General features: G+C 50.3%; 19 protein-coding genes and 1 pseudogene. 10 read left to right on the top strand and 10 right to left on the bottom strand.

Going from position 1 to position 25,160, the window contains the following annotated elements; translation table 11 throughout:
• Positions 1 to 63 precede the first annotated feature (63 nt).
• Genes infB through sufD form a run of 5 tightly spaced genes read left to right on the top strand, consistent with a single transcriptional unit; the run spans position 64 to position 7,137 of the window.
• The gene (infB, locus tag C7382_RS03240) at positions 64 to 2,985 is read left to right on the top strand and encodes a translation initiation factor IF-2 (RefSeq protein WP_116678881.1); all 2,922 of its coding nucleotides are present in this window, start codon (positions 64 to 66) and stop codon (positions 2,983 to 2,985) included.
• Between the two features lie 27 nt (positions 2,986 to 3,012).
• On the top strand, positions 3,013 to 3,501 hold the full coding sequence (locus C7382_RS03235; protein WP_116678880.1) for a CvpA family protein: 489 nt from the start codon (positions 3,013 to 3,015) through the stop codon (positions 3,499 to 3,501).
• A 33-nt stretch (positions 3,502 to 3,534) separates the two neighbouring features.
• The gene (gene sufB, locus C7382_RS03230) at positions 3,535 to 4,980 is read left to right on the top strand and encodes a Fe-S cluster assembly protein SufB (protein ID WP_116678879.1); all 1,446 of its coding nucleotides are present in this window, start codon (positions 3,535 to 3,537) and stop codon (positions 4,978 to 4,980) included.
• Positions 4,981 to 5,030: 50 nt separating this feature from the next.
• Entirely contained in the window at positions 5,031 to 5,783 is a 753-nt protein-coding gene (sufC, locus tag C7382_RS03225; protein WP_116678878.1) for a Fe-S cluster assembly ATPase SufC, read from the top strand.
• Positions 5,784 to 5,793: 10 nt separating this feature from the next.
• A complete protein-coding gene (gene sufD / locus C7382_RS03220; RefSeq protein ID WP_116678933.1) occupies positions 5,794 to 7,137 on the top strand; it encodes a Fe-S cluster assembly protein SufD in 1,344 nt (447 codons plus the stop codon).
• An 85-nt stretch (positions 7,138 to 7,222) separates the two neighbouring features.
• On the opposite strand, the gene php1 is transcribed toward sufD, so the two are convergent.
• The 4 genes from php1 to C7382_RS03200 form a co-directional block, all read right to left on the bottom strand.
• Positions 7,223 to 7,969: a polysaccharide biosynthesis protein-tyrosine phosphatase Php1 gene (gene php1, locus C7382_RS03215; RefSeq protein ID WP_116678877.1), complete on the bottom strand. Its 747-nt coding sequence runs from the start codon at positions 7,967 to 7,969 to the stop codon at positions 7,223 to 7,225.
• Between the two features lie 5 nt (positions 7,970 to 7,974).
• The gene (gene ptk1 / locus C7382_RS03210; RefSeq protein WP_116678876.1) at positions 7,975 to 10,455 is read right to left on the bottom strand and encodes a polysaccharide biosynthesis tyrosine autokinase Ptk1; all 2,481 of its coding nucleotides are present in this window, start codon (positions 10,453 to 10,455) and stop codon (positions 7,975 to 7,977) included.
• Positions 10,456 to 10,462: 7 nt separating this feature from the next.
• Positions 10,463 to 11,269 carry a polysaccharide biosynthesis/export family protein gene (locus tag C7382_RS03205; protein ID WP_116678875.1) on the bottom strand — a complete coding sequence of 269 codons (807 nt, stop codon included), beginning with the start codon at positions 11,267 to 11,269 and terminating at the stop codon, positions 10,463 to 10,465.
• 509 nt (positions 11,270 to 11,778) lie between these two features.
• On the bottom strand, positions 11,779 to 13,443 hold the full coding sequence (locus tag C7382_RS03200; protein ID WP_116678874.1) for a nucleoside kinase: 1,665 nt from the start codon (positions 13,441 to 13,443) through the stop codon (positions 11,779 to 11,781).
• A gap of 88 nt (positions 13,444 to 13,531) precedes the next feature.
• Between C7382_RS03200 and C7382_RS03195 the strand changes: the two genes are divergently transcribed.
• On the top strand, positions 13,532 to 14,659 hold the full coding sequence (locus tag C7382_RS03195) for a hypothetical protein (RefSeq protein WP_116678873.1): 1,128 nt from the start codon (positions 13,532 to 13,534) through the stop codon (positions 14,657 to 14,659).
• A gap of 108 nt (positions 14,660 to 14,767) precedes the next feature.
• Positions 14,768 to 15,268, top strand: coding sequence for a thioredoxin family protein (locus C7382_RS03190; protein WP_116678872.1), 501 nt, complete (start codon positions 14,768 to 14,770; stop codon positions 15,266 to 15,268).
• Between the two features lie 135 nt (positions 15,269 to 15,403).
• Here C7382_RS03190 and galK read toward each other — a convergent pair whose 3' ends face one another.
• Both galK and C7382_RS03180 read right to left on the bottom strand, forming a co-directional pair.
• Positions 15,404 to 16,558 carry a galactokinase gene (gene galK, locus C7382_RS03185; RefSeq protein WP_116678871.1) on the bottom strand — a complete coding sequence of 385 codons (1,155 nt, stop codon included), beginning with the start codon at positions 16,556 to 16,558 and terminating at the stop codon, positions 15,404 to 15,406.
• Between the two features lie 49 nt (positions 16,559 to 16,607).
• Positions 16,608 to 17,675 (bottom strand): aldose epimerase family protein, encoded by a 1,068-nt coding sequence (locus C7382_RS03180; RefSeq protein WP_116678870.1) that lies wholly within the window; start codon positions 17,673 to 17,675, stop codon positions 16,608 to 16,610.
• Between the two features lie 179 nt (positions 17,676 to 17,854).
• Here C7382_RS03180 and C7382_RS10285 point away from each other — a divergent pair.
• Both C7382_RS10285 and C7382_RS10235 read left to right on the top strand, forming a co-directional pair.
• Positions 17,855 to 17,965: pseudogene (locus C7382_RS10285) on the top strand (helix-turn-helix domain-containing protein); the annotation flags it as partial.
• Positions 17,966 to 18,151: 186 nt separating this feature from the next.
• A complete protein-coding gene (locus C7382_RS10235) occupies positions 18,152 to 18,283 on the top strand; it encodes a hypothetical protein (RefSeq protein ID WP_262499701.1) in 132 nt (43 codons plus the stop codon).
• Positions 18,284 to 18,550: 267 nt separating this feature from the next.
• Here the strand turns inward: C7382_RS10235 and C7382_RS03170 are convergent, their stop codons facing one another.
• The 4 genes from C7382_RS03170 to serB all read right to left on the bottom strand — a co-directional run bounded on the left by C7382_RS03170 (position 18,551) and on the right by serB (position 22,372).
• On the bottom strand, positions 18,551 to 19,135 hold the full coding sequence (locus C7382_RS03170) for a LutC/YkgG family protein (RefSeq protein WP_116678868.1): 585 nt from the start codon (positions 19,133 to 19,135) through the stop codon (positions 18,551 to 18,553).
• 8 nt (positions 19,136 to 19,143) lie between these two features.
• A complete protein-coding gene (locus C7382_RS03165) occupies positions 19,144 to 20,511 on the bottom strand; it encodes a lactate utilization protein B (RefSeq protein ID WP_116678867.1) in 1,368 nt (455 codons plus the stop codon).
• Complete coding sequence (locus tag C7382_RS03160) at positions 20,508 to 21,248, bottom strand: (Fe-S)-binding protein (protein ID WP_116678866.1); 741 nt, start codon at positions 21,246 to 21,248, stop codon at positions 20,508 to 20,510. The genes C7382_RS03165 and C7382_RS03160 overlap by 4 nt, the downstream gene beginning before the upstream one ends.
• A gap of 224 nt (positions 21,249 to 21,472) precedes the next feature.
• Positions 21,473 to 22,372: a phosphoserine phosphatase SerB gene (gene serB / locus C7382_RS03155; RefSeq protein ID WP_243405643.1), complete on the bottom strand. Its 900-nt coding sequence runs from the start codon at positions 22,370 to 22,372 to the stop codon at positions 21,473 to 21,475.
• Between the two features lie 914 nt (positions 22,373 to 23,286).
• Here serB and C7382_RS03145 point away from each other — a divergent pair.
• Positions 23,287 to 25,110 (top strand): AMP-dependent synthetase/ligase, encoded by a 1,824-nt coding sequence (locus tag C7382_RS03145; RefSeq protein WP_116678864.1) that lies wholly within the window; start codon positions 23,287 to 23,289, stop codon positions 25,108 to 25,110.
• Positions 25,111 to 25,160: the final 50 nt, after the last annotated feature.

Here is a 25,160-nt window from a genome sequence, read left to right as displayed (position 1 = left end):
CACACGACACAATCCACAACGTAATCCCCACAGGTGCAGCAAAAAACAGAAGAAGAAAGTAGTATGTCAATAAAATTATTCAGCTTAGCTAAAGAGTTTAATGTAGGAGTAGGCTCCCTCGCCAGCTTTCTTCGGAAAAAAGGCTTCAACGTGGAGGAAAACAACCCCAACGTGCGTATTGAGAATGAAGAGTTCGAATTGCTTCTGACCGAATTTGGCAAAACCAAAGACGAGACAGAACGCATACGCAAGAAATTCATCAAACAGAAGCCGACAGCTCCTGCAGCCACCGCATCCAAGGCAGAAGAGAAAGAGACGCCCAAGGACACCCAAGAGATCACAACGAAGGTGCCCGAAGAGATGCGTCCGCACTTGACCATAAAAGGAAAGGTAGAGACTGAGCAACAACCGACCGCTGCACCGCATAAGGAAAAGACTCCTCCTGCCGCTCCTCAAAAGAAAGAAGAGAAGGAAGCTGCTCCGCGGAAAGCTCCTGCTGCAACAGAGAAACCCAAGCAAGAGCAACCGCAACCTGCTACTCCTCCCAAACAAGAAAAGCCGGCTAAGGCTGCTCCCGCTCCGACTCCTGCACCGGCTCCAGTGAAGGAAGAAAAACCGACCCCCAAGGAGGAACAACCCCAAGTGGTCGAGACTAAACAAAAGCCGCAAGAACCGGTAGCACGTCCCGCAGAGGAGACAGAGAAGCCGGAAACTGAAGAGTTATTCCGTCTGAATGCAACACCACAAGAGCCTCAGGTGAAGGTGGTAGGCAAGATCGACCTCGACTCGATCAATGCATCGACCCGTCCCAAAAAGAAAACAAAGGAAGACCGCCAACGCGAACACGCCGAAGCTGACAAGAAGAAGCGTAAACGCATAAATGCAGCCAAGGTGGACGTCAAGAAGGAAGCTGCCAAGGTGGGTAGTGATCCTAACAAACATAATGCCGGTGGTGCAGGTCAATCGGGGCATAGCGGTAACAAGAATAACAATCGTCCTGCCCAGCAGCAAAACCACGCTGCCGGTGGACGCAAGAACAATAAGCGACAAGCCCTTGCTCCCAAGGCAGAAATATCCGACGAGGATGTACAAAAGCAGGTAAAGGAAACACTGGCCCGTCTGACATCGAAAAAAGCCAACACGTCGCTCGGACGTGGTGCCAAGTACAGAAAGGACAAGCGCGACGCAGCTTCCCGTGCTGCTCAGGATGCCATGGAGCAGAACCGCGAAGAGCAACGCACACTGAAGCTGACCGAATTTGTAACGGTGAGCGACCTCTCCAACATGATGGACGTACCTGTAAACGAGGTAATCGCTACTTGTATGAGCATCGGTATGATGGTGGGTATCAACCAACGACTCGATGCCGAGACGATCAATATCGTAGCAGAGGAGTTTGGTTTCCAGACAGAGTTTGTGAGTGCGGATCTGGTAGAAGCAATCGCACCTGAAGAGGACAACGAAGAAGATCTAGTATCCCGTCCTCCCATCGTAACGGTGATGGGACACGTTGACCATGGTAAGACTTCGCTCTTGGACCGCATCCGCAATACCAATGTCATCGAAGGAGAAGCCGGAGGTATTACACAGCACATTGGCGCATACGGGCTGAAACTCCCAAGCGGTCGCCGCATCACTTTTTTGGACACACCGGGTCACGAAGCCTTCACGGCTATGCGTGCTCGTGGTGCGAAGATGACGGACATCGCTATCATCATCGTTGCCGCTGACGACGACGTCATGCCCCAGACAGTTGAGGCCATCAACCACGCCTCTGCAGCCGGTGTACCCATGGTCTTCGCTATCAACAAAATCGACAAGCCGGCAGCTAATCCGGAAAAGATCAAGGAGCAGCTGGCCAATATGAACTATCTGGTGGAAGACTGGGGTGGTAAATACCAAAGCCAAGAAATCTCGGCCAAGAAGGGTATGAACATTACCGAACTTCTGGAAAAGGTACTCCTCGAAGCCGATTTATTGGAATTGAAGGCTAACCCCAACCGCCGTGCCATCGGATCGATCGTGGAATCCTCCCTTGATAAGGGAAGAGGCTACGTCTCTACTGTCATGGTACAAAACGGCACGCTCAATATGGGAGACATCGTACTGGCAGGAACCTGCCACGGTCGTATCAAAGCAATGTTCAACGAGCGCAACCAGCGCGTGACCAAGGCCGGTCCCTCTGAACCGGTGCTGATCCTCGGTCTGAATGGAGCACCAGCAGCCGGTGACACCTTCAATGTACTGGAAACAGAACAGGAAGCTCGCGAAATAGCAACGCGCAGAGAACAGCTACAGCGCGAACAGGGCTTGCGTATGCACAAGATACTCACGCTGGAAGACATCAGCCGTCGTCGTGCCATCGGCAACTTCCAAGAGCTGAACTTGATCATCAAGGGCGACGTGGACGGATCGGTAGAAGCTCTATCCGACTCACTCATCCGCCTCTCTACGGAAGAGATCCAAGTGAACGTGATCCACAAGGCAGTAGGTCAAATTTCCGAATCGGACGTAGTACTGGCAGCAGCTTCATCGGCCATCATTATCGGCTTCCAAGTGCGTCCCAGCACTGCCGCCCGCAAGCAGGCTGAGGCTGACGGTGTAGAGATACGTACCTACTCTATCATCTACGACACGATAGAAGACATCAAGTCGGCAATGGAAGGTATGCTCTCGCCCGAGATTCGCGAAGAGGTGACCGGTACGCTGGAAGTTCTGCAGGCATTCAAGATCACCAAAGTCGGCACCATCGCTGGCTGCATGGTCAAAGAAGGTAAGGTACGCAGAACAAGCAAAGTGCGTCTCATCCGCGATGGTATCGTTGTGCATACGGGAGAGTTGGGTTCGCTCAAGCGCTTCAAAGACGATGCCAAAGAAGTGGTTGCCGGACTTGAGTGTGGTCTTAATCTGGCTCACTCCAATGACATTCAAGAAGGCGATATAATCGAAGCATTCGACGAGATCGAAATCAAGAAGACATTGTAAGACAAGAACGACGAGGGGGTCAAACACATGAACGCGATTGATTTGTTCATCTTGATCGTCCTTGCAATAGGATTAGTGAAAGGCCTGTTTGATGGAATCATCAAACAGGCAGTTTCGCTTATAGCCATCGTGCTAGCGACCTATGGCTGCGCTCTACTCGCAATACCGATTGAATCATGGATAGCTCCAGCATTCGGGCTATCACAAGGAGTAGCCCACACCTTTGGGCTTATCATCGGCTTTCTGGCTATTCTTATTATCATTCCTATTGCAGGCAAAGTGGTAACTGGTCTTGTGAAGATGAGTCCGATAGGAATCCTCAATCATGTGGCCGGAGGGATTGCAGGAATAGCTATTGCGGGCATCCTGATGAGCTACTTATTCCTAATCAACGACGGCATTTTCACCAGAAACCAAGAGGAAGATATGACATCCTTGCGAAGTAGTTCTGCTTTGTATGATCGGGTCAAGAACATCGTCCCAACTTTTGCCCCCCATCGGCTGTTTACACAATAGTAATAATCATATAGTTCACCACGACTTCATAATATGCAAGACGACAACAATATACTGGATGAGGTTACAGGCAGCGAATACAAATACGGCTTTGTAACCGACATCGAAACGGAAACCATCGGACGAGGACTCTCGGAAGATACCGTCCGTCTCATTTCTTCTAAAAAAGGAGAGCCGGAATGGCTACTTGAGTATCGACTGAATGCATACCGTCACTGGCTAACCATGACGGAACCCAATTGGGCTCATCTAAACATCCCCCCAATAGACTACCAAGACATCATCTACTACGCTGCCCCGAAGAAGAAAGAAGGGCCCAAAAGCTTGGATGAGGTCGATCCCGAGTTGCTCAAGACTTTCGACAAGCTCGGCATCCCCCTCGAAGAACAGAAGATTCTAAGCGGAATGGCTGTGGACGCTGTGATGGATAGCGTATCTGTGAAGACTACTTTCAAAGAGAAATTAGCCGAGAAAGGGATCATCTTTTGCTCATTCAGCGAGGCTGTGAAGGACTTTCCCGATTTGGTACGAAAGTATTTGGGTACGGTAGTAACGAGCAAAGACAATTTCTTCGCGGCTCTCAACTCCGCTGTTTTCAGTGACGGCTCTTTCGTTTACATCCCCAAGGGCGTGCGTTGTCCGATGGAGCTTTCCACCTATTTCCGCATCAATGCAGCCAATACCGGACAGTTCGAGCGAACGCTCATCGTAGCTGATGAAGATTCGTACGTGAGCTATTTGGAAGGTTGCACCGCTCCTCAGCGTGATGAGAATCAGCTTCATGCAGCGATTGTGGAGATCATCGCCGAGACTAATGCCGAAGTCAAATACTCAACCGTACAAAATTGGTATCCGGGCGACAAAGATGGCAAAGGCGGTATTTACAATTTCGTCACGAAACGAGGTATCTGCAAAGGCGATAACTCCAAAATATCGTGGACACAGGTAGAAACCGGATCGGCCATTACATGGAAATATCCCAGTTGTGTCCTCCGTGGTGACAATTCCATAGCCGAATTCTATTCGGTAGCAGTGACCAACAACTTCCAACAGGCAGACACTGGGACCAAGATGATCCACCTTGGGAAAAACACGCGCAGCCGCATTGTATCGAAAGGTATCTCTGCCGGTTCCAGTCAGAACAGCTACCGCGGTCTCGTCAAGATATCCAAGAGTGCAACCAATGCACGCAATCACTCTCAATGCGACAGTCTGTTGCTGAGCGACCACTGCGGAGCACATACATACCCCTATGCCGACGTTCAAAACGACACGGCCATCATCGAGCATGAGGCCACGACCTCCAAGATCAGCGAAGACCAGATCTTCTACTGCAATCAGAGAGGTATCGGTACCGAAGAAGCTGTAGGACTGATCGTCAATGGTTATGCCAAGGAGGTCATGAACAAGCTGCCGATGGAGTTTGCCGTAGAGGCACAGAAGCTCCTGAGCATCTCTCTCGAAGGATCAGTAGGATAATCATCACACATACATTCGTGCAATCAAAGTCATAAAAATACAATCCAAGTATGCTTAAGATAAAGAACCTCCATGCCAACGTTCAAGGCAAAGAGATATTAAAAGGAATCGATCTGGAAATCAAGGCCGGAGAGATACATGCTATCATGGGCCCCAACGGCTCTGGTAAGAGCACGCTCTCATCCGTCCTCGTGGGACACCCGTCTTTCGAGGTGACGGAGGGAGAGGTTTCCTTCAACGGTATTGATATTCTTGAATTGGCTCCCGAGGAGCGCGCTCACCTCGGACTCTTCCTCAGTTTCCAATATCCGGTCGAGATCCCCGGAGTGAGCATGGTGAACTTCATGCGTGCGGCTGTCAATGAGCACCGCAAAGCCATCGGTGCCGATCCCGTTTCGGCTAGCGACTTCCTCAAGATGATGCGTGAAAAGCGTGCCATCGTAGAGCTTGACAACAAACTGGCCAGCCGTTCTGTGAACGAAGGTTTCTCAGGGGGTGAAAAGAAGCGGAACGAAATCTTCCAGATGGCGATGTTGGAACCCAAACTTGCCATCTTGGATGAGACCGACAGTGGTCTCGACATCGACGCTCTTCGAATAGTAGCTAACGGCGTGAATCAACTACGTTCGCCGGAAAATGCAGCCATCGTGATCACACACTACCAACGCCTGCTCGACTATATCAAGCCTGACTTCGTCCACGTGCTTTACAAGGGACGCATCGTACGCTCTGGTGGTGCCGATCTGGCTCTCATGCTGGAAGAAAAGGGATATGATTGGATCAAAGACGAGATAGGAGAATAATTGCATGATGATCAAGACAGAAGAACAATATCTCCAACTCTTCCGCGAGAATCGCGAAGCCATTGACAGCCACTCTCCTCGCGTACTCAACGCAAAACGGGAGGCTGCCTTTGCCGCTTTCGAGTCAAAGGGTTTGCCACCCTACGGGAGTGAGAACTATCAGCGCACGGACCTGTCCGAGCTCTTCAGCCGTGATTATGGTGTGAATCTCAACCGTGTCAACTTCCCCATCAAGCAGAAAGAAGCCTTCCGCTGCACCCTGCCTGACTTAGACACAGACCTATGTTACATCGTCAATGACGCATACGACAGCGAGTGGAGCCAAGTTTCAGAGCTGCCTGCGGGAACATTTGTCGGCAGTCTCTCCGACTTCGCACTGAACTACCCTGATGTTGCTGCACAGTACTATGCACAAGCAGCTACGCCGGATCATGATGGGATCGTAGCATTCAATACAATGTTTGCACAAGACGGCTTCGTCATTTATCTACCGGACGGAGTGGTGTTGCCCAACCCCATCCAGCTCGTCCAGCTCCTTCGTGCAGATATGGAAATCCTTGCGACTCGCCGTATGCTCATTATCTTGGGCAAGGGAGCTGAGGCCTCATTGTTGATATGCGAGCACACGCTGGATGCCCATTCGTTCCTGACAACGGAGGTTGTTGAGATCTTCGCTGCTGCGGATAGTCGCTTCGCTCTCTATGATCTGGAGGAGAGCAGCAAGACAACTCACCGCATCGCCTCAGTCCACGTGCGTCAGGCAGCCAATTCCAATGTGATCATCAACAGCATGACGATACACAACGGTCTCACCCGCAACAACTACTATTGTCACCTCGAAGGCGAGAATGCCGATCTGACCCTGGGCGGTATGGCCATAGCCGAAAGCAAACAGCACGTAGATAACTACAGCAGGATAGAGCACCTCGTCCCTAACTGCCAGAGCAACGAACTATTCAAATACGTCCTCAGCAAGCAGGCACAGGGAGCATTTTCAGGTCGAATTTACGTAGCCAAAGGCGCACAGAAAACTGCTGCTTACCAGAACAACAGGAATCTCCTGCTCGATGATACTGCACGCATGTACTCCAAGCCACAGCTGGAGATCTATGCCGATGACGTGAAGTGTTCGCACGGGATGACTACCGGACAGCTTGATGACGAAGCACTCTTCTACATGCGTCAACGCGGCATTCCCATGGCTGAAGCCAAGACAATGCTTAGCGTAGCCTTCACAGACGACGTAGTCAAACTCGTACATATCGAACAATTGCGCGACAGGCTCCGCGATATTATCGAACATCGGTTCAGAGGAGGCTGTATGCGCTGCGGCTCTTGCAATATCTGCTACTAAGAGCCGGTCAGACAAGAAACCAAAAAGAGGTTGAGCAAAGGACAGATTCCTTTAGGCTCAACCTCTTTTTTGTTTGTATTGGGAATCAGAAAGAAAATAGTCGGGCGTTGTTTTCCACCAGCGTGCGGACATCTCCTTCCATACTTATGGGCAGAGTAGCACCGGAGACGAGATTGGTCAGCGGGTTCAGATGGTGTGCATCTGTAGCCAACAGATCGTAATAACCCGCTTCAAGCAAGCCATGCGCTTTCTCGGTGGTGCTCGAACTATAGGCACCGAAAAGGGAGAAAAGATTAAGCTGGAAGAGCACCCCTTGTTTCTTCACAGCCACGTAGTCCTTCTCCTCCATATACACATAACGTTCGGGATGAGCCAAGACCGGTGTAATGCCTTTGAGCTGGAGATCGGCCAAGAGTCCCATCAACCCCATAGGCGGAGCCATATAGGAAGTTTCCACCAGCATATGCCTGTCACTTAGCGTAAGCAACGGCTCTACCAAGCGGCGACCGAAAGTACTATCCAACATATACTCTGCGCCCAAGCGAAGCGATGAAGCCCGGTCGGCAGGGAGCGATGCCGTGAGTTCCTTGAAGCGAGCTCGTAAGAATACAGCATTATTGGTGGGATAGTCCTCCATGATATGAGGCGTAAGGATATGCCGCGTGACGCCCAGACTATGCAGAAAATCCATCAAGGAGAAGGTCTCCTCAATGGATTTGGAGCCGTCGTCCACAGCGGGCAACAAGTGACAATGGATATCGACCAATCCGTTCAGCCATCCCTGCTCGAACGGATTGTGTCGCTTTTCCTTTCTTCTGAAAAATGAGAACATGGCCTTTAGCCGTGATTAGTTCTTTTCAGGTGTTTCATTCTGAACTTCTTCTTAGCCTGTGAAGCGTAACGACTGCCGCTGTTCTTCCTGTCATGCTTGTCATGAGCATGGTATCCATAACCATAGTTGTAACCATAGGTATATCTGCTACTGGAGCTTGTATAGGTGACGCCATTAAGGATCATGCACATATTGACGAACTTATTCTCGGTATGCAGGCGTTCCACTTCGGGCAGATAGCGACGATCGAGAAGCCCTTGACGTATGACGTACACAGTGAGGTCCGCCACGCGGTTCGTGATCATGGCATCCGCCACCGACATAGCTGGCACAGAGTCCATGAATACGTAGTCATAACGATTGCGAAGTTCGCCAATCAACTGAGTCAAACGATCGGACAGCAACAACTCGGCAGGGTTGGGCGGTATGGGACCGGCAAGGATTACATCCAGATTCTCACTGTAAGGAGAGTGCGTAATGAGATTATCTACAGTAAGGGTATCCTTGTAGAGATAGTCGGTGACTCCCACATTATTCTCTGCCAGGCGACCGGAGAGAGAGCCCTTGCGGATATCCAAATCCACGACCACAACCTTTTTACCGGTGAGGGCGATGGAGATAGCCAAGTTCATCGTCACGAAAGATTTGCCAGACCCAGGATTGGCCGATGTAAACATCACCACCTTCATATCCGGTGACTTCACACGCATAAACTCCATATTGGAGCGCAGGATGCGGAATGCCTCACTGGCCGAGTCGCGACTGCCAGCATTGACCACAACGTCCACGTCCTCTTCATTCCTCTGACCCTCGTAAGCCGGAATTTCTCCCAAGAACGGAATGGCCATATCTTCCAAATCTTTGCGGCCTCGCACGGTCTTATTGAACTGCATACGCAGATAGATGTAGAGGGTAGGGATAGCAACGCCCAGCAACAATGCAGCCATGAAAATAACCATCTTGCGCGGTGCTACCGGAACCGACGAACCGTCAGCAGCATCCACCACCTTGGCATTGCTCTCTGTAATAGCGAGGCGGAGGGCGTTTTCTTCACGCTTATTGAGAAGATAGAGATAGAGTTCCTCCTTGATCTTCTGTTGGCGAAGGATCGTGGACATGATCTTCTCCCGTGTGGGCACGGCACTGATTTGCTCACGGGTCCGCGACATCTCTTTGTTTACGTCTCGCAACTGCAAGCTAAGCGTCTTGATGTAGTTGTCCACAGCCACATTGATCGACTTGCGCATGGACACAAGCTGCATCGCAGCCTCTTGCACAGCAGGACTGTTCTCGCTGGAGCTCTGCTTCAGACGATCATACCTCAGTTTGAGTTCGTTGTATTGTGCGATACTGTTATCGATACCCTGTTCGGTTAGGCCCAGATTAGCCGGCATGAGTTCGTTGTCCGAATTGGTCTGTCTCAGGAAAGCTTGGATATACTTAGCCAAAGATAGATTCCGCTCCACAATGAGCTGATCTTTCTGCAAGTCCGAACTGTTCTTCAGATAAGTACCCACATCGGTGGTAATATCGGTGATATTATTTTGCTTCTTGAAAGTTTCGATCTCGGTATCCACCGATCCGAGTTCTCCCCCTATCATAGCCAGACGTTCGTCGATGAAGGTAGCCGTGCTCACTGCCACACTCTTCTTGTCGTTCATCACGTCATCGTTATAGGAGCTAATGAGAGTATTGATAAAGTCCTTGGCACGATCCAGATCGGTATTGTTGAGTGAGAGACGCACAATGGTCGACTTCTTGTCGGCCAATGCTACTTGAAGCTCTTGGTTGTAGCGCTCCACTACCTTACGCATATCTTCTTTCACCACATATACGACTTGCCCCTTCCATGCAGCGACAAAGAAGGGAGTCTGATCTATTTGCAGCTCTCCCACAGGCGTAGCCACAGGTTGGCCGAAAGTACCATCCACCTCCATGCCGCTCAATCCTCTGCCGGCATGCCGCTTGAAGTGGGTGAGTCGGAAAGTCTTTTCGTCCTTGATCTGTATCCGGAAAGAATATCCCTCCGTCGAATCTCTGTTCGTAATTTTGATGCTCAGCGGACTATTGGCATAGAGCGACTCCTTGCGCCAGAAGCCGTCCTTGGAAAGGGTTAGGTCGAGGTTCAGCTTGTCCACCACGATGGCGGTCAGGCGCTTGGCTTTGAAGACAAGGAGTTCATTCTCGACCTCCGAATTGCCCATCAGCAAGCCTAAGTCTTGGAACTGACTCAGTCCTCCGGAGACACCATTCTTCTCAGCACTCTTGATGAGCACAGTAGCCTGCGCATGGTACACAGGTGACTGGTTCTGTACATATATATAGGCAATAAGGGCGCAGGCAACGACGCTGCCCACAATCCACTTCCAAGACGAAAGGAGACTAAATAAAAATTCCTCTACGGAGAAGAACGAAATGTCCTCTCCACTCTCCGAGCGGGAAGCTCCGCCGTAGGGTGTGATCCTCTTTTCTTCGGTAGGCATCATGGGATTATCATTTATTGACTTTGTCGATGATCGTTATAGTAAGCGTGGTGATGGAGACGAGAGTAGAAGTCACACTGAGCCACACATTTACATTGTTGTTTTGGTTGATCTCGCTCATCTGCGTCTTTTTCTCGTTCGGCTCCACGTATATGACATCATTTTGGTGCAGATAATAGACGGGGCTGGTAAGCAGATCAGCCTTTCGCAAGTCAGCTTGGAGCACCTCTCGATTACCATTGGTCTCACGGATGACAAAGACACGGTCGCGACGACCGTAGATGGTGAGATCGCCGGCCATACCCAATGCCTCAAGCAAGGTGATACGCTCACCCTTGATGTCCAAAGATCCGGGCTTATTCACCTCACCCAACACCGACACCTTGAAGTTCTGTAGCTGCACGGTCACCGTGGGGTCCTTGATGTACCCGCTGGAGATAATTCTGGTCTGTATCTCTTTCTCCAGTTCGGTACGCGTCATGCCCTCCACATAGATTTGTCCGAGGATGGGATAATTGATATAACCTCTGGAATCCACGAGGTAACCTTCACCCGCATTGGCAGCATAGCCTGCACGCGCCTGGGCACGGGTGATCAAGACTTGGTTGTATGGAGCAGAAAGCTCGGGGTCTGTGCTGCTCACAAGGATGTTCAGAATATCATCTTTCTCTATCCTCACATCATAGGGTTTGGTAATAACTTCCCGATCGAAAGTAGCCACATCCTGCAGATAGACAACTTTCTCCCGCTGCGAACGACAAGCGGCAAAAAGTACGAGTGCAAGAGAAACGAACAAAAAACGACTAATAATGCGCATAATTGATCTATTATTTTGATGGGTAAAAATGGCTTCATACAGGTCCATTTATACTACTCTGCAAAGATAATCACAATCTGTAAATAATTATCAACAAGAAGTATCTCTATTTAAGAAGTCGAGCTTCTGCCAGAGATTACTACGGAGAAATGCAACAATTTTCTACTCTGGGAAAAGATACAGGTACCTCCGCGTAAAAAAGTGTACAGAGGTGTTATAGTCTCCATCATGCACAGATCAGAGAGAAAACTCGCGCCAAAAAGAAACGATTTTGGTGCAATTTCGGAAAAATTTTGGCGCCAGATCGAAAAATTTCTGGCGCGTACTTCTCAACGCTTTCGGCGCCATATTCCGGAGGTTTTCAGTCCATAATTCCAAAAAGGATGCTTCATTCCTCTCATCGCGTCGCTGAGAGTTAAAAAAAGAAAAGGGCTGAGCCATCATATCACATGACGACACAGCCCCCGTATTCAAGGAGTCTGTCGGGTTCGAATGCAGCCCCTCGGGTCTTAATACTGGAAAGTACTCCCGCCGAGGAACTCGCGCATCAGAGAGTTATTGGGCAGCAGTCGTGCCGGTATCATGCGGAAGCTGCTGAGAAAACGTAGCAACCTATGCGCCTCGGCATACTCAGGCTCGTTACGCGGGACAGATTGCAAGATAGGCTCGGCATAGGCACGCATGACGGCAAGCTCGTAGAGCATGGCGCTGTTGAACATGACATGCGCATTCTCCTGATAGGGGAATACCCATTTCTCCTCTCCCCTCCTTACGCTGGGCCAACGACGGAGCGTCTGCAAACCGGTATGATTACGATAGCGATAGTCCCGCACCATACGGCGAATGAGGCGGTTGTCCGTGCTCGGAATACGGTTGTGTGCATCCAATCCGATAGCCGTCAAGGCGCTCACGTACACCTTATAAGTACTTGATTCGGGCACATTGGGAATGAGTTCGGGGTTCAATCCGTGAATGCCTTCTATCACAAGAATATCACCCTCACGGAGGTGGATGCTATTCCCCTTATAGACACGCTTGCCGGTAGTAAAGTCATAGGTAGGGAGTTTCACCTCGTTTCCGGCGATCATTTCGTTCAGATCCCTATTGAAGAGGGACAAATCCAAGGCATAGAGCGACTCGTAGTCATAGTCTCCCGACTCGTCGCGAGGCGAATCCTCCCGATTGAGGAAGTAATCGTCGAGGGAGAGTCCGTAGGGGCGTATATAATTGGTCAGGAGCTGTGTCTGTAGTCTCTTGCAAAAAGTTGTCTTACCCGATGATGAAGGTCCGGATATAAGTACCACGCGTACGCCTTGCTTATAACGTTCGGCTATATCATCGGCGATGGCAGCTATCTGCTTCTCCTGCATGGCTTCGGACACCTGAATCATGGAAGCCACCTCATTACGGTCGATGGCTTTGTTCAGGCTGCCCACATGGGTCACCTGCAGCAGATCCAGTAGTCGGTCATGATCGGCAAAGACCTTGCGCATCATAGGCTGTGGGATAAGGGGAGCCAGCTCATCGGGTTTGTCCCTACGCGGCACACGCAGGAGTGCTCCCTCCAGATAAGGCTCCAGCCCGAAGAGGTCTATATAACCCGTGGACGGAGCCAAACTGCCATAGTAGTAGTCAGGATAACCCTCCAGCTCGAAGTAGCGTGAATAGGGCATACCCGTCGTTTCAAGCAGGTCGGCCTTGTCCTCATAGCCCCGTTCGCGGAACATGGTAGCCACCTCTTCAGTGCGTTCGCAACGAGGACAGAAAGGTATATCGGCAGCTATGATTTCTTGCATCCGCACCTTCACGCGCTCGATCTCCACGGGCGTAACCACGTGTGCGTTCTTTATCTGGCAATAGTAGCCCTTGGAAAGAGAATGTTCTATAAAGAGCTTGCTCCCCGGCAGCACGTCCGCAACAGCCTTGCTTAGGATAAAGCTGAGCGTTCGCACGTAGGTACGCATACCGGACTCGTCCTCATAGGAGGCGAAGATGATATCAGATGGTTCATAGAGACGGAAGTTGAGATCGCGGGTGAGGTGATTGACCTGTGCATTGAGCGGGCGGAAGCCCAGTTCGTCACGAAAATGTTGTGCTACTTGCTGCAAAGAGACACCATGAGGGAACTCTTCGTAGCGCTTAAGATTGTTACAGTAGATGCGTATTGTATCCATAATGATTAACTATTTCAATTATATTTGTGCGTGAAAGGTACAAAATAAGACGTAATCTTTATCGCAAAGCGAACCAAATACATTAGTTATGGCTGTAGAAATAAGAGAAGTACGGGACAAAGCCGAATTGAAGAAATTCGTTCAGTTCAATATCGATCTGTATAGAAACAATCCTTATCACGTCCCCGGACTGGTAGATGACGAGATCATGACCCTGGACAAAGATCGTAATCCGGCATTCGAATTTTGTGAAGCCATATACTTCCTGGCTTACCGTGATGGGAAGATCGTGGGGCGTATTGCCGGCATGATCAATCACCGTGCAAACAACACTTGGAATCAAAGCAATGCGCGCTTTGGCTTCATCGACTTCATCAACGACAACGAAGTGGTAGATGCGCTCATCAATGCCGTATCGGATTGGGCTCGCGCCAAAGGCATGGATATGCTGCAGGGGCCGATGGGCTTCACCGATTTGGACCATGAGGGGATGCTCGTTGAGGGTTTCGACCAATTGGGCACGATGGCTACTATATACAACTACGCCTACTACCCAAAGCAACTGGAGCGAATCGGATTCATCAAAGACCAAGACTGGAAAGAATACAAGATCTTCGTCCCTGCCGAGATTCCGGAGAAGCATCAGCGTATATCGGAGATTGTTCGGCAGAAATACGGTCTTAAGACGCTCAAATTCCGCACCCGCAAGGAGGTAATGCCTTATGCGCATCGCATCTTCCGCACGCTCAACAAGGCTTTCAGTCAGCTATACGGCTTCTCAGAGCTGTCCGAAGCACAGATAGATTACTATGTGAATATCTACATTCCCATGGTACGTCTCGACTTCGTAACAGTTATCCTCCGCGAAGAGGATGACGAAGTCGTAGCCTTCGCCATCACCATGCCCAGTCTGAGCCGCGCGCTCAAGAAAGCTAAGGGTAGTCTGTGGCCATTCGGTTTTGTGCACCTGCTCAAAGCCCTCAAGAGCCGTCCCCGCGTAGTGGATCTCTATCTCATCGGAGTATTGCCGGAGTATCAAAACAAGGGCGTGAACGCGCTCATCTTTGACGACATGATACCGATCTTCCAGAAGAACGGGGTGGAATATGCCGAGAGCAATCCCGAGTTGGAGACCAATATGGCCGTGCAGATGCAGTGGAACTACTTCGAACGCAAGCATCACAAGACCCGCCGAGCATACATCAAACGACTCTAAGTCACACCACAACGACAGAACAACAGAGCGGTCTGAGGAGAGAGAAATGAACCTTTTGACCGCTTTGTCGTTTATATTGACGTGCAAACAATCAAAACACAGCGTACAATGAAAAAGAACATCTGCGCAAAAGTGCTCATGCTGAGCACCACGCTACTCTTATCTGTGGGAACCCTCACTGCTTCCTGCACGACAAAGAACGATTCTCGCCAAGAGCAAGCCACTCCCTCCCAAGCCAATGAAGGAGAGGACGGCAAGATCATCCATATCACAGCCGAGTATATGCGAGAGCATATATACGACTACACGGCCAATCCACAGGAATGGGTCTACAAGGGCGACAAACCGGCGATCATCGATTTTTATGCTGACTGGTGCGGACCATGCCGCAGCCTCTCTCCCAAACTGGAACAGGTGGCCAAGAAATATGCCGGTAAGCTCACCGTTTACAAGGTGAATGTGGATAATGAGAAGGAACTAGCAAGCCTCTTCGGGGTCCGCAGCATCCCGATGGTACTCTTCGTGCCTGTAAAGGGTATACCTACACAAACGATGGGCAATCTACCGATGGAAAGCATTGAGGAGACTATTGCCAAGATCATGAAATAAGGTCAAGGGCGCAAGCCATCGCGACAGCATACGAGCAAGGGCTGTGTCAGGAGATTATCTCTCACGACACTGCCCTTATTGCATCCGACCAGGTGCCCTACCCACATGAGGTAAGAGCAGCCACAGCGATGGACATCAGTCTATGCAACGTGCGCCATCACTGATGATTACGTTATACACCTTGGGTTCGCGACCATACTTCTCACAATAACGCTGTTTGGCATGTTCGATGAAAAGGTCGTAGAGTTCGTTCTTGACGAGGTTGATCGTACAGCCGCCGAATCCGCCACCCATCACGCGTGAACCCGTCACACCACAGTCTTGTGCAATAGCATTGAGAAAATCCAACTCTTCGCAACTGACCTCATACAGGCGGCTCATCCCGTCGTGCGTCTCGTACATCTTCCGCCCCACGGTCTCGTAGTCGTCACGCTCCAGAGCTTCGCACACATCAAGTACACGCTGCACTTCCTCGATGACGTATTGGGCTCGCATATAATCTTCGGCAGAAACCTGATCCTTCACCTCCAGTAGCATATCCATTGAGGCATCTCTGAGGAATTCGACCTCGGGATGGCGCTCACGGATGCAGGCAGCTACCGTCTCGCAGGACTCTCGACGCTTGTTGTAAGCAGAGGATGCCAGTTCGTGCTTGACAGTCGTGTCTAAGAGCACAAGCCTGTAACCTTGCGGGCGGAAATGATAATACTTATGCTCCAACGTCTTGCAGTCCAAGCGTATCAGATGATCCTTCTTGCCGAATATGCTGGCGAATTGATCCATGATGCCACACTTCACTCCCACATATTTATGTTCGGTGGCCTGTCCCACCTTAGCGAGTTCGAAGGGATCAATGCGACTACCGCCGAATAGCTCATTGAGCGCATAGGCATAGGTACTCTCCAGTGCTGCAGAGGAAGACATGCCAGCCCCGAGAGGCACATCGCCCGCAAAGGCTGTATTGAAGCCCTGCACCTCCACACCACGTTCTATCATCTCCCGACAGACACCATATATATACTTGGCCCACGTTGCTCGCGGAATATCATCCGGCCCGAGACCAAATTCGACGTAGTCCTTCAGGTCAATGGAGTATGCCCGCACCTTGTCAGTGCCGTTGGGTTTGAGCTCGGCAAGCATCCCCTTGTCTATGGCTCCGGGAAATACGAAGCCTCCGTTATAATCGGTGTGTTCGCCTATGAGATTGATGCGACCGGGCGATGCGAAAAGACGGCCGGTAGAACCATCGAAATGTTTGATGAATCTACTTCTTACAAAATCTAATTCCATAATCAGTGCTTGTTTATCAAGATGAGTAATCTGTGCAGTGATCCTGTTTTTATGCCTTGGCATAGAGACGGAATGTGGTCTCGGAGTGGAACTCTTCGCCCGGACGCAAGAGCGTGGACGGGTAATCCGGTCTGTTGGGCGAGTCGGGGAAGTGCTGCGTTTCGAAGCAGACGGCAGCGCGTGCAGGATAGCGCTGATCCCATTTGCCGCGCAGCTGTCCGGTCATCCAGTTGCCCGTATACACTTGCATAGCCGGTTCGGAGGAAGCCACTTCCAAGACGATTCCCGTCTTGGGCGATGAGCAGCTGCAGCAGAGACCGAAGGCTCCGATCGGTTTGTCTATTATATAGGAGTGGTCGTAACCCTTGGCACGAACGAGTTGGTCGATGGGCGTGTCAATGCGTTCGCCTATGGTGTGCGCTGTCGTGAAGTCGAATGGCGTACCCTCCACCCGTTCGGCAGCTCCGTACGGGATGGCGTTCTCATCGGTGGGCAGGTAAGTGGAGGCAGGGATGGTGAGCAGATGATCATGCACCGAGGGATCGCCTGCTCCCGACAGATTGAAATAGGAGTGATTGGTCAGGTTCAGCACTGTAGGTGCGTTCGTTGTGGCTCGGTAATCGATGTGCAATGTGTCTTCTGCTGCGATGCTATAAGTCATCTCCACCTTCAGTTCGCCCGGGTAACCCTCCTCACCATCCGGAGAAATGTACTCCATCGTAATAGATGTCGGGCTGAGCGCTTTGACGGTCCACACTTTGGCATTGAATCCCTTCACTCCGCCGTGGAGGGACGCGGCACCGGCATTGAGCGGGAGCGTGTAGTTGCGACCGTCTATTGAGAATCGGCCTCCGGCTATCCGATTGGCATACCTTCCACAGATACCGCCGAAGTACTGCTCCTCCGAGGCCAAGTAGTCAGCCATCGAATCATGTCCCAGCACCACATCCACGGGCTGTCCGTTGCGATCCGGCACGAAGAGGGAGACGATCTTCGCTCCGTAGTTGGTCACATATACCTCCAAGCCCTTGTCACGAGCCAGACGATAGAGGTCCACCTCTTGCCCCTCCACCAGGGAGAGAAAAGAGGTGCGTTGGAGAATATTCTTCTTATTCATTGGGAAATAATCTTTTGTTTAGAGTTGTCCAAATATAAGTTTTTATCCCGATAAGTCACTCCTGCCCGACAGAGTGCACATTCCCCCCTCAATAGCAACACAGTTGTTATAGAGCGATAGAGATTAGTAAAAGAAGTAGTGGCCCGCCGGCTGATAAGGTCAAGTTCGATAGGAGTGATATGGTCAAATATCATCACTTAACCCGAGAGCAAAGGTATGCGATAACTCTGCCCAAAGAGGGTCAGAGTTTTCGTTCGATAGCCCGCACTATAGAGGTATCTGCGAGTACGATTAGTAGGGAGGGGTTAGGCGTAACTCGTCGGATAAAGTTTACGCTCATCATTGAGCGCAAAAGCGGGCGTAAGGTTTCGCGTAAGTTCACGCCCTCGATGCATCGCGAGGCAGAGGTTTTATTGGTAGAGCAGCGCCGGTGGCCAGAACAGATTTCGGGTCGTTTATGCCGTTCCGGCCGCCCGATGATCGGAAAGACAACACTCTACAAATGGCTTCACGAGGACAAATGGCAGGGCGGCAAGCTCTATACCTATTGTCGTCATTGCCTATGCTATCGTAAGCGTTCGTTGGCGACACCAATGCCGATTATATAGAAAAGCAGTTTTGTCCTTAGGTAAGGACAGTTCTGTCCTCAGTCGAGGACAAATCTATCCTTTATAAGGGATAAAGGGGCGCAAAAGTATTCTCGATCGCCTGCCCATTATCGAAGCCAAGGAGCGTATAGGGGACATCGAAATGAAAAGAATACACTCCGATACCGGAAAATAACGGAGACTTCTCCCTCAGATGTCCATAGGCAAGAGGAAGAAGTCTCCGTATTAGTAGGTCCGAAATAGCGTATTAAACTATTCAGATAAGTTTTATTTCAGTATGACAAGAGCTCCACGAGCACCATGTGCACCGATAACGAGCGCCTGTTCGATGTCTGCCGTCTTGGAAGGGCCGCTGATGAAGCACGAGTAACGAGACGTAGGACCTATTTCCTCCACGCGCTTGTAGGCTTCATGCATATTGTGTACCAACTTGGACTTGTCTAAGATAATGACCAGATATTCCGAAATGAAATACATCGCACGCTGCTCCATCGTCTGATCCACCCATACGCATCCGTTCTCACACACACCTATCTCTCCCTCCACGATAGCGAGGTCTGTACCATTCATATCGCCGGGCTTCTCCACATCATCCGGCCGGTAGGTCGCTATGTTGATGTAGGGAAGATCCGAGACGATGCGCTGCGCTTCGGGGTAGGCGGCTCTGATCACTTCATTCACATCCTGTCCCGGCTGTAACTCCACGGCATCACCTCCCACAGCTTTGGAGATTTCTATGAATCGAGCCATCTTGTCGGGATAAGTTATAGGTTGGAATGCCATCTCCGGCTTTGGAGCACGAGATGTGGTATGTTGTTTGATCTTGTCTAAGATGATCTGTCTGCTATCCATAATTCTGTTTACTTCTTTATGTTTTTCTTCCACCAGCTATTAAACGATGTAGAGGCAAAGCGAGGCAGTTCGCGTCCTTTACCCCATGCGTTCAATCCGTTGTAGAGCATGAATCGGGGCATATGATTGGCAATGGGAGCCATTTTCAGCGCAGCATTGAAGCGCACGGGACTATCCATCACAAACTTCATACCCGACGATATCAACTTCTTCTCCGAACTTGCTCGTCCCAGACCATCCAAATCCTGACGCCAACGATAGATTTGTTCGCCCAGGTCTATCTTCACCGGACAAACATACGAGCAGGAGAGACAGAGCGAGCAAGCGGACACATTGTCACAATATTGCTTCGGATCCTTGAGCATACCCAGATTGATTCCGATAGGTCCGGGGATAAAATATGTATAGGAGTAACCTCCCGAGCGACGATAAACCGGACACGTATTCATGCAGGCGCCACAGCGAATACAGTTGAGCGTTTTCTCATGCTGAGCATCTCCCATAATATCCGTCCTGCCGTTGTCCACTATGATATAGTGTAACTCACCACCCTCATGCGGCTTGCGATAGTGTGCCGTATAAGTGGTAGAAGGCTGTCCCGTACCGGAACGTGCCAATAAACGAGTGAATACGCCCACGGCATCCAAGTCGGGCACCAATTTCTCTAAACCGAAAGAGCAGATGTTCAGCTTCTGGCAGGCCATTCCCATATCGGCATTACCTTCATTGGTACATACTACCACTTCACCCGTAGAAGCCACGGCAAAGTTGCCACCCGTCATCGCAGCATCGGCTGTGATGAAGTCCTCGCGCAAGCTCTTACGAGCAGCACGCGTCAGATAAGTAGGATCGTTATTGCCTTTCTCCGTCCCCAATTTATTGTGGAAGAGGTCGCTCACCGCTTCCCGTTTCAGGTGGATAGCCGGCATCACGATATGGCTGGGTGGTTCACCTAATAGCTGTAGAATGCGTTCGCCGAGGTCGGTCTCTATCACATCTATACCCTTTTCGATCAGGTAGTCATTCAGGTGGCATTCCTCCGTCAGCATCGATTTGCTCTTGACAAACTTCTTGACACTGTGATCTCGTAGTATGCCATATAGGATTTCATTATGTTCACGGGCATCCTTGGCCCAATGGACTATCACGCCGTTGCGTCTGGCATTTTCCTCGAAGCGCAACAACAGCTCGTCCAGATGAGTCACATTGTATCGTTTGATTTCGTATGCCAGTTGTCGCAGGTCTTCCCACTCAGGCACCGTATCGCGTTGGACATCACGTTTGTGCCGCACCATCCAGAGCGTCTCATCATGCCACTTGGCTCCGGCCTTATTCTTCAGAAAGCGGGCAGCCGCTTCGCTATGCTTCGTACTCATAAGTTTGCTGCTAAAATTTCTACTGCGTGAATCGTTTTGATGGGCAATTTTTCTCGATCGATCACCCCTTGCATATGCATAAGGCATGAACTGTCCGGTGCCGTAATATAGGCTGCCCCTGTGGACATATGATCCAGCACCTTGTCATGCCCCATACAGGTGGATACCTCCGGCTCCTCTATTGAGTACATTCCGCCGAAGCCACAGCACTCATCGATACGTTTAGGCTCGAAGACTTCGATACCTGACACCATTTCCAGCAGGCTGCGCACCTTATTATAGTAAGGCAATCGGAGCTCGCTGGCCCTGGATAGGCGTAGCTCACGTACGCCGTGGCAACTATTGTGCAGGCTCACCTTGTGCGGGAAGTGTGAGGGCAGACTCGTGATCTTCAGGTCGTCATGCAAAAACTCACAAATGTCTCGGACTTTTTCGGCCGTTTTACACGTATGTCCCGTGGGACGAAGGATGTGGTCGTAGTTCTCCTTGACAAAGGCAACACAACTGGCCGACGGGCCTACCACCACATCATAGGAGTGGAAGAGATCTTCGAAGCGCAAAGCCAACTGACTGGCCTTATGCTCGAATCCGGCATTGGCCATCGGCTGACCACAACACGTCTGATCCATGGGATAGTCAATATCTACACCCAAACTCTTCAGTAATTTGTATGCAGCGATACCCACCTCGGGGTACACGGCATTGACATAACAGGGGATGAATAGTCCTACTTTCATTGTGACAAATCGATAATTGTTATTGTTCCGGAATACCCCATCGCCACTTCTTCTTGCCAACACTTGACACATTATTACATAAAGGATCGGCATTACGATGCAACCGACAAAAGCCTATCTCTATTCGGAACTCTTCTCCTCAAAAGTAAGAATAAATCCCGACAAATCGACTTTAAGTAAGCAGAAAAATAAGAAAAAAGGGGGAAATAAGATGTTTTGACAGACTAATTGTCACCAATGGACAGAATAGTACTGACAGCATCTATCCGCAGCTGCGGCACGGTAGCTCCATGAGTCGAGGTATTGAAGATGATGCTCTCGCCCGCATAGTCGAGCATAGACAGATCATTGGCCCCATCCCCCACTGCTGCCACCCGATCAGGCGACAAGGAAAGAGCGATCGAGAGCTGTCGAAGACAAGCGGCCTTGGTCTCTGCATCCACGATCGCACCGGACAAGGCACCGGTCAACACTCCATCCACGACCTCCGCTTCTGATGTACAGATATAATCGAAGCCATACTGATCTTGTACCGACTGAGAGAACTGCCGGAAGCCCCCTGTGATGATCGCTGTACGCACACCACGAACCGACAGGCTATGCTTAAGAGCTGACACTCCTTCCGCTATCGGGAGCGCTTGCGCCATCGCTTTCACTTCAGCAAGTGGCAGTCCGCGCAACATAGATACGCGGCGGCGGAAATTGTCCGCAAACTCCTCCTGACCTGACATGGCTAACTCGGTCAAATAAGTCATTTCGTGAGAACAACCGCATCGGGCAGCCAACTCATTCATCATTTCCGTGCGCACGAGCACCGAATCCAGATCGAAAGCCACAAGGCCGATCGACTTCACTCGCTCTTCATTTCGGCACACCCGCAACAAAAGCGGATACTGACGAGCCAACGGTAGCAGAGTCTTCAAAAGCATTGATTTTGCTCCGGCGAAGCATACCGTCAGCATCACACAGGGATCCGAGGCTCCCTGCACACGACGGCAACTCACGACACACGCCCCGAGGGACTCCACTGCTCTACAGACAGCAGCCACATGAAGCAGAGACGGCTTGGCCGCCATGATATATATCCGATAGCGTTCGTTCATTTCCGCACAAAGATAAGCCATGCTCCCGATGTCGAACAAGAGAGGAAACAATCAGTAGCGAATGGAAGGAGCCATCCTTTTTGCTACATTTGCATCGCGACTGGAGGTTAGCCGAAAGATAAACAGATAAATATCAGAATGTTTCTGCCCACAACAGTAAATGATCGCTATTAATGACTGCAATGATGAGAGATAACCGTAGTAACATAGTCCGTGGGATCTACCCCACTCTCTTCCCTTTTTCCCTAATGCACATGCACAGTCGTGGCTGTACAACGGACCGATTTGTAAACAATCGTTTATCATCCGATGGCAGATAGGATGGAATAAGGGCTGATTGGCATCGCTAAAAACGGGAAGTCCCCATTGTGCTCAATTGCGAACACAATGGGGACTTCCCGTTTTTGGCGATCTCAAACAGCCTTTTGGTGGAGGTAAACATTATAAATATGACTTCTAAGCTTTATAAACTTCAGATGCAATGATTATAATTATCGAAAGCATTCTTTATAAAGATCGAATTTATGATTTATAAACTTGATTGCTCGTTTCGGCAAAAACAGATTTGCAAGTACCAAAGGAGCATTCCCCTTCTCTTTTTTCGCTTCCTCCACCTGTCAAAAGACCTCTTATTTAGAATGAATCTAAACACTCTGTTGGTGTTGATAAGTTTTTTGGCACATAAACAAAGCAGGAACAAACAACACCTATTAACACAAATCGACCACTGGAGAAGAAAAATATGGTATCAATATCGCAGCCTATTGCCAACTGCCTCAAATCAATATTTACCCAAAAAGAAGTCTGCCAAACGTCCAAGAAGAGAGAACAAGCTTGAGAAGGCAAAACAGCCCAACACCAACGGGACATTGCTCATTATACTATCTTTGTAAACATTCTGCAATAAGACATCTAACGAACATCGATAAAACATTATGGCGATCCCCATCTATCATCCGGCAGAGTTACCCCAGCGTCAAGCTGAAAAATACCCGAACAAAACAATACTCAAATACCATGACCGAACCAGTAAGCAGTGGAAGCACATCACCTGGTCGAAGTTTGCCACCGACGTAATGAACGTAGCCAAAGCCCTTGCCGAGATCGGGCTGGAAGCAGGCGATCGAGTGGGCATCTATTCGCAGAATATGGTGAAATACCTCTATGCCGAATTAGGGGCCTTTGCCATGCGCGGAGTGGTGGTGCCGCTATATGCTACAAGCTCGCCCGAACAGCTACGCTTCATTATAGAAGACGCCGCAGTGGAAACCCTCTTCGTGGGTGAACAATTCCAATACAACAATGCCTACCACGTGCAGAAGGAGTGTAAGGCGCTGAAGCGAATCATCATATTCGACGAACATGTGGTGCTCAATCCTGATGATAGGACCTCGAAGTTCTTTTCCGAATTTGTCCGTCTCGGCGACTCCATGCCCAACGAAACAAAAGCAAAAGTTTGCACCCGCGAAGCAGTTCCTTCGGATTTGGCTCTGATCATCTATACGTCCGGCACGTCGGGCAGGAGCAAGGGGGTGCAAATCATGCACAGCAATCTGATGCACCAAATGCAGGCTCATGCCAATGCCATTCCCGTGTACGGCCCTTCGGAAACCTCCATCTCTTTTCTGCCGCTGAGCCACGTCTTCGAGAATACATGGACACTCTTCTGTCTGACGACGGGGACGAGAATTGCCATCCTGAGCGATCCCAAGAAGATACTCGAAGCGCTACCGCAAGTGCGCCCCACGGCCATGTGCAATGTGCCGCGGTTTTGGGAGAAAGTGTATCAGGGGGTAAACGAAAAAATAGCCTCATCGCCTCGCCTGCTCCAAGGCATCTACCGACGAGCCATAGCTGTAGGCCGGCGTTATCGGCTCGAATACTGGAACGAGGGCAAGCGTGCTCCGCTCCTGCTGAGTTTGCAGTACGCCTTCTACGATAAGACCATCTTCAACGTGCTCAAGCGAGTGCTCGGCCTCGGACGAGGAAAGTATTTCCCGACAGCCGGTGCTCCGCTTTCGGATGAGATCAACATATTCTTACAGTCAGTGAACATCCCCATCATCATTGGTTACGGACTATCGGAGACTACTGCCACCGTGTCTTTCTATCCGCAACGGGGCTTCAAGATTGGCTCCATAGGCAAAGTCATGTCAGGTTTAGATGTGAAAATAGAGCCGGAGACCAACGAGATCTTGGTAAAAGGCAAATCCATTACCCCTGGCTACTACAAACTCCCGGAGGAGACGGCAGCAGCTTTCACGGCAGACGGATACTTCCGCACGGGCGATGCGGGACGCATGGATGAGGATGGCACACTCTACTTCCTCGAGCGAATCAAGGACTTGTACAAGACAGCCAACGGCAAGTATATAGCGCCACAAATGATAGAAGGGATGCTGACGAAGAACCCCTTCGTCGATCAGGTGGCGGTGATAGGCGACCGCTTCAAGTACGTAAGTGCTTTGATCTATCCGAACTGGGAACTCGTGCGTCAGGCAGCCGTGAAGCGAGGATTTGCCCAAGCCGCAACGATGTCCATAGAAGACATGGCCAACGATCCCGAGATCAATCGGCTGATGATGGCCAAGGTGGAGGCTGCACAGGATACATTGGCGGCTTTCGAAAAGGTGAAGAGGATCACACTCCTGACCGAACCATTCTCAATGGAGAAAGGAGAACTGACGGAAACGCTCAAGCTCAAAAGGCGCGTCATCAACGAACGTTATGCCGAAGCCATCGAAAAAATGTACCTTTGAAACTTCGTAACGAACGGGCAGGCGACACACACCAAACCAAGCACTGACCC

This window comes from Porphyromonas loveana, assembly GCF_003096695.1.
Classification (GTDB): Bacteria; Bacteroidota; Bacteroidia; order Bacteroidales; family Porphyromonadaceae; genus Porphyromonas; species Porphyromonas loveana.
This window is presented reverse-complemented; position numbering and strand designations above follow the sequence as displayed.

Bases quoted from the DNA above. Each gene is read 5' to 3' on its own strand.
- infB (WP_116678881.1), top strand. From the start codon at position 64: ATGTCAATAAAATTATTCAGCTTAGCTAAAGAGTTTAATGTAGGAGTA.
- C7382_RS03235 (WP_116678880.1), top strand. From the start codon at position 3,013: ATGAACGCGATTGATTTGTTCATCTTGATCGTCCTTGCAATAGGATTA.
- sufB (WP_116678879.1), top strand. From the start codon at position 3,535: ATGCAAGACGACAACAATATACTGGATGAGGTTACAGGCAGCGAATAC.
- sufC (WP_116678878.1), top strand. From the start codon at position 5,031: ATGCTTAAGATAAAGAACCTCCATGCCAACGTTCAAGGCAAAGAGATA.
- php1 (WP_116678877.1), bottom strand. From the start codon at position 7,969: ATGTTCTCATTTTTCAGAAGAAAGGAAAAGCGACACAATCCGTTCGAG.
- ptk1 (WP_116678876.1), bottom strand. From the start codon at position 10,455: ATGATGCCTACCGAAGAAAAGAGGATCACACCCTACGGCGGAGCTTCC.
- C7382_RS03205 (WP_116678875.1), bottom strand. From the start codon at position 11,269: ATGCGCATTATTAGTCGTTTTTTGTTCGTTTCTCTTGCACTCGTACTT.
- C7382_RS03200 (WP_116678874.1), bottom strand. From the start codon at position 13,443: ATGGATACAATACGCATCTACTGTAACAATCTTAAGCGCTACGAAGAG.
- C7382_RS03195 (WP_116678873.1), top strand. From the start codon at position 13,532: ATGGCTGTAGAAATAAGAGAAGTACGGGACAAAGCCGAATTGAAGAAA.
- C7382_RS03190 (WP_116678872.1), top strand. From the start codon at position 14,768: ATGAAAAAGAACATCTGCGCAAAAGTGCTCATGCTGAGCACCACGCTA.
- galK (WP_116678871.1), bottom strand. From the start codon at position 16,558: ATGGAATTAGATTTTGTAAGAAGTAGATTCATCAAACATTTCGATGGT.
- C7382_RS03180 (WP_116678870.1), bottom strand. From the start codon at position 17,675: ATGAATAAGAAGAATATTCTCCAACGCACCTCTTTTCTCTCCCTGGTG.
- C7382_RS10235 (WP_262499701.1), top strand. From the start codon at position 18,152: ATGATCGGAAAGACAACACTCTACAAATGGCTTCACGAGGACAAATGG.
- C7382_RS03170 (WP_116678868.1), bottom strand. From the start codon at position 19,135: ATGGATAGCAGACAGATCATCTTAGACAAGATCAAACAACATACCACA.
- C7382_RS03165 (WP_116678867.1), bottom strand. From the start codon at position 20,511: ATGAGTACGAAGCATAGCGAAGCGGCTGCCCGCTTTCTGAAGAATAAG.
- C7382_RS03160 (WP_116678866.1), bottom strand. From the start codon at position 21,248: ATGAAAGTAGGACTATTCATCCCCTGTTATGTCAATGCCGTGTACCCC.
- serB (WP_243405643.1), bottom strand. From the start codon at position 22,372: ATGGCTTATCTTTGTGCGGAAATGAACGAACGCTATCGGATATATATC.
- C7382_RS03145 (WP_116678864.1), top strand. From the start codon at position 23,287: ATGGCGATCCCCATCTATCATCCGGCAGAGTTACCCCAGCGTCAAGCT.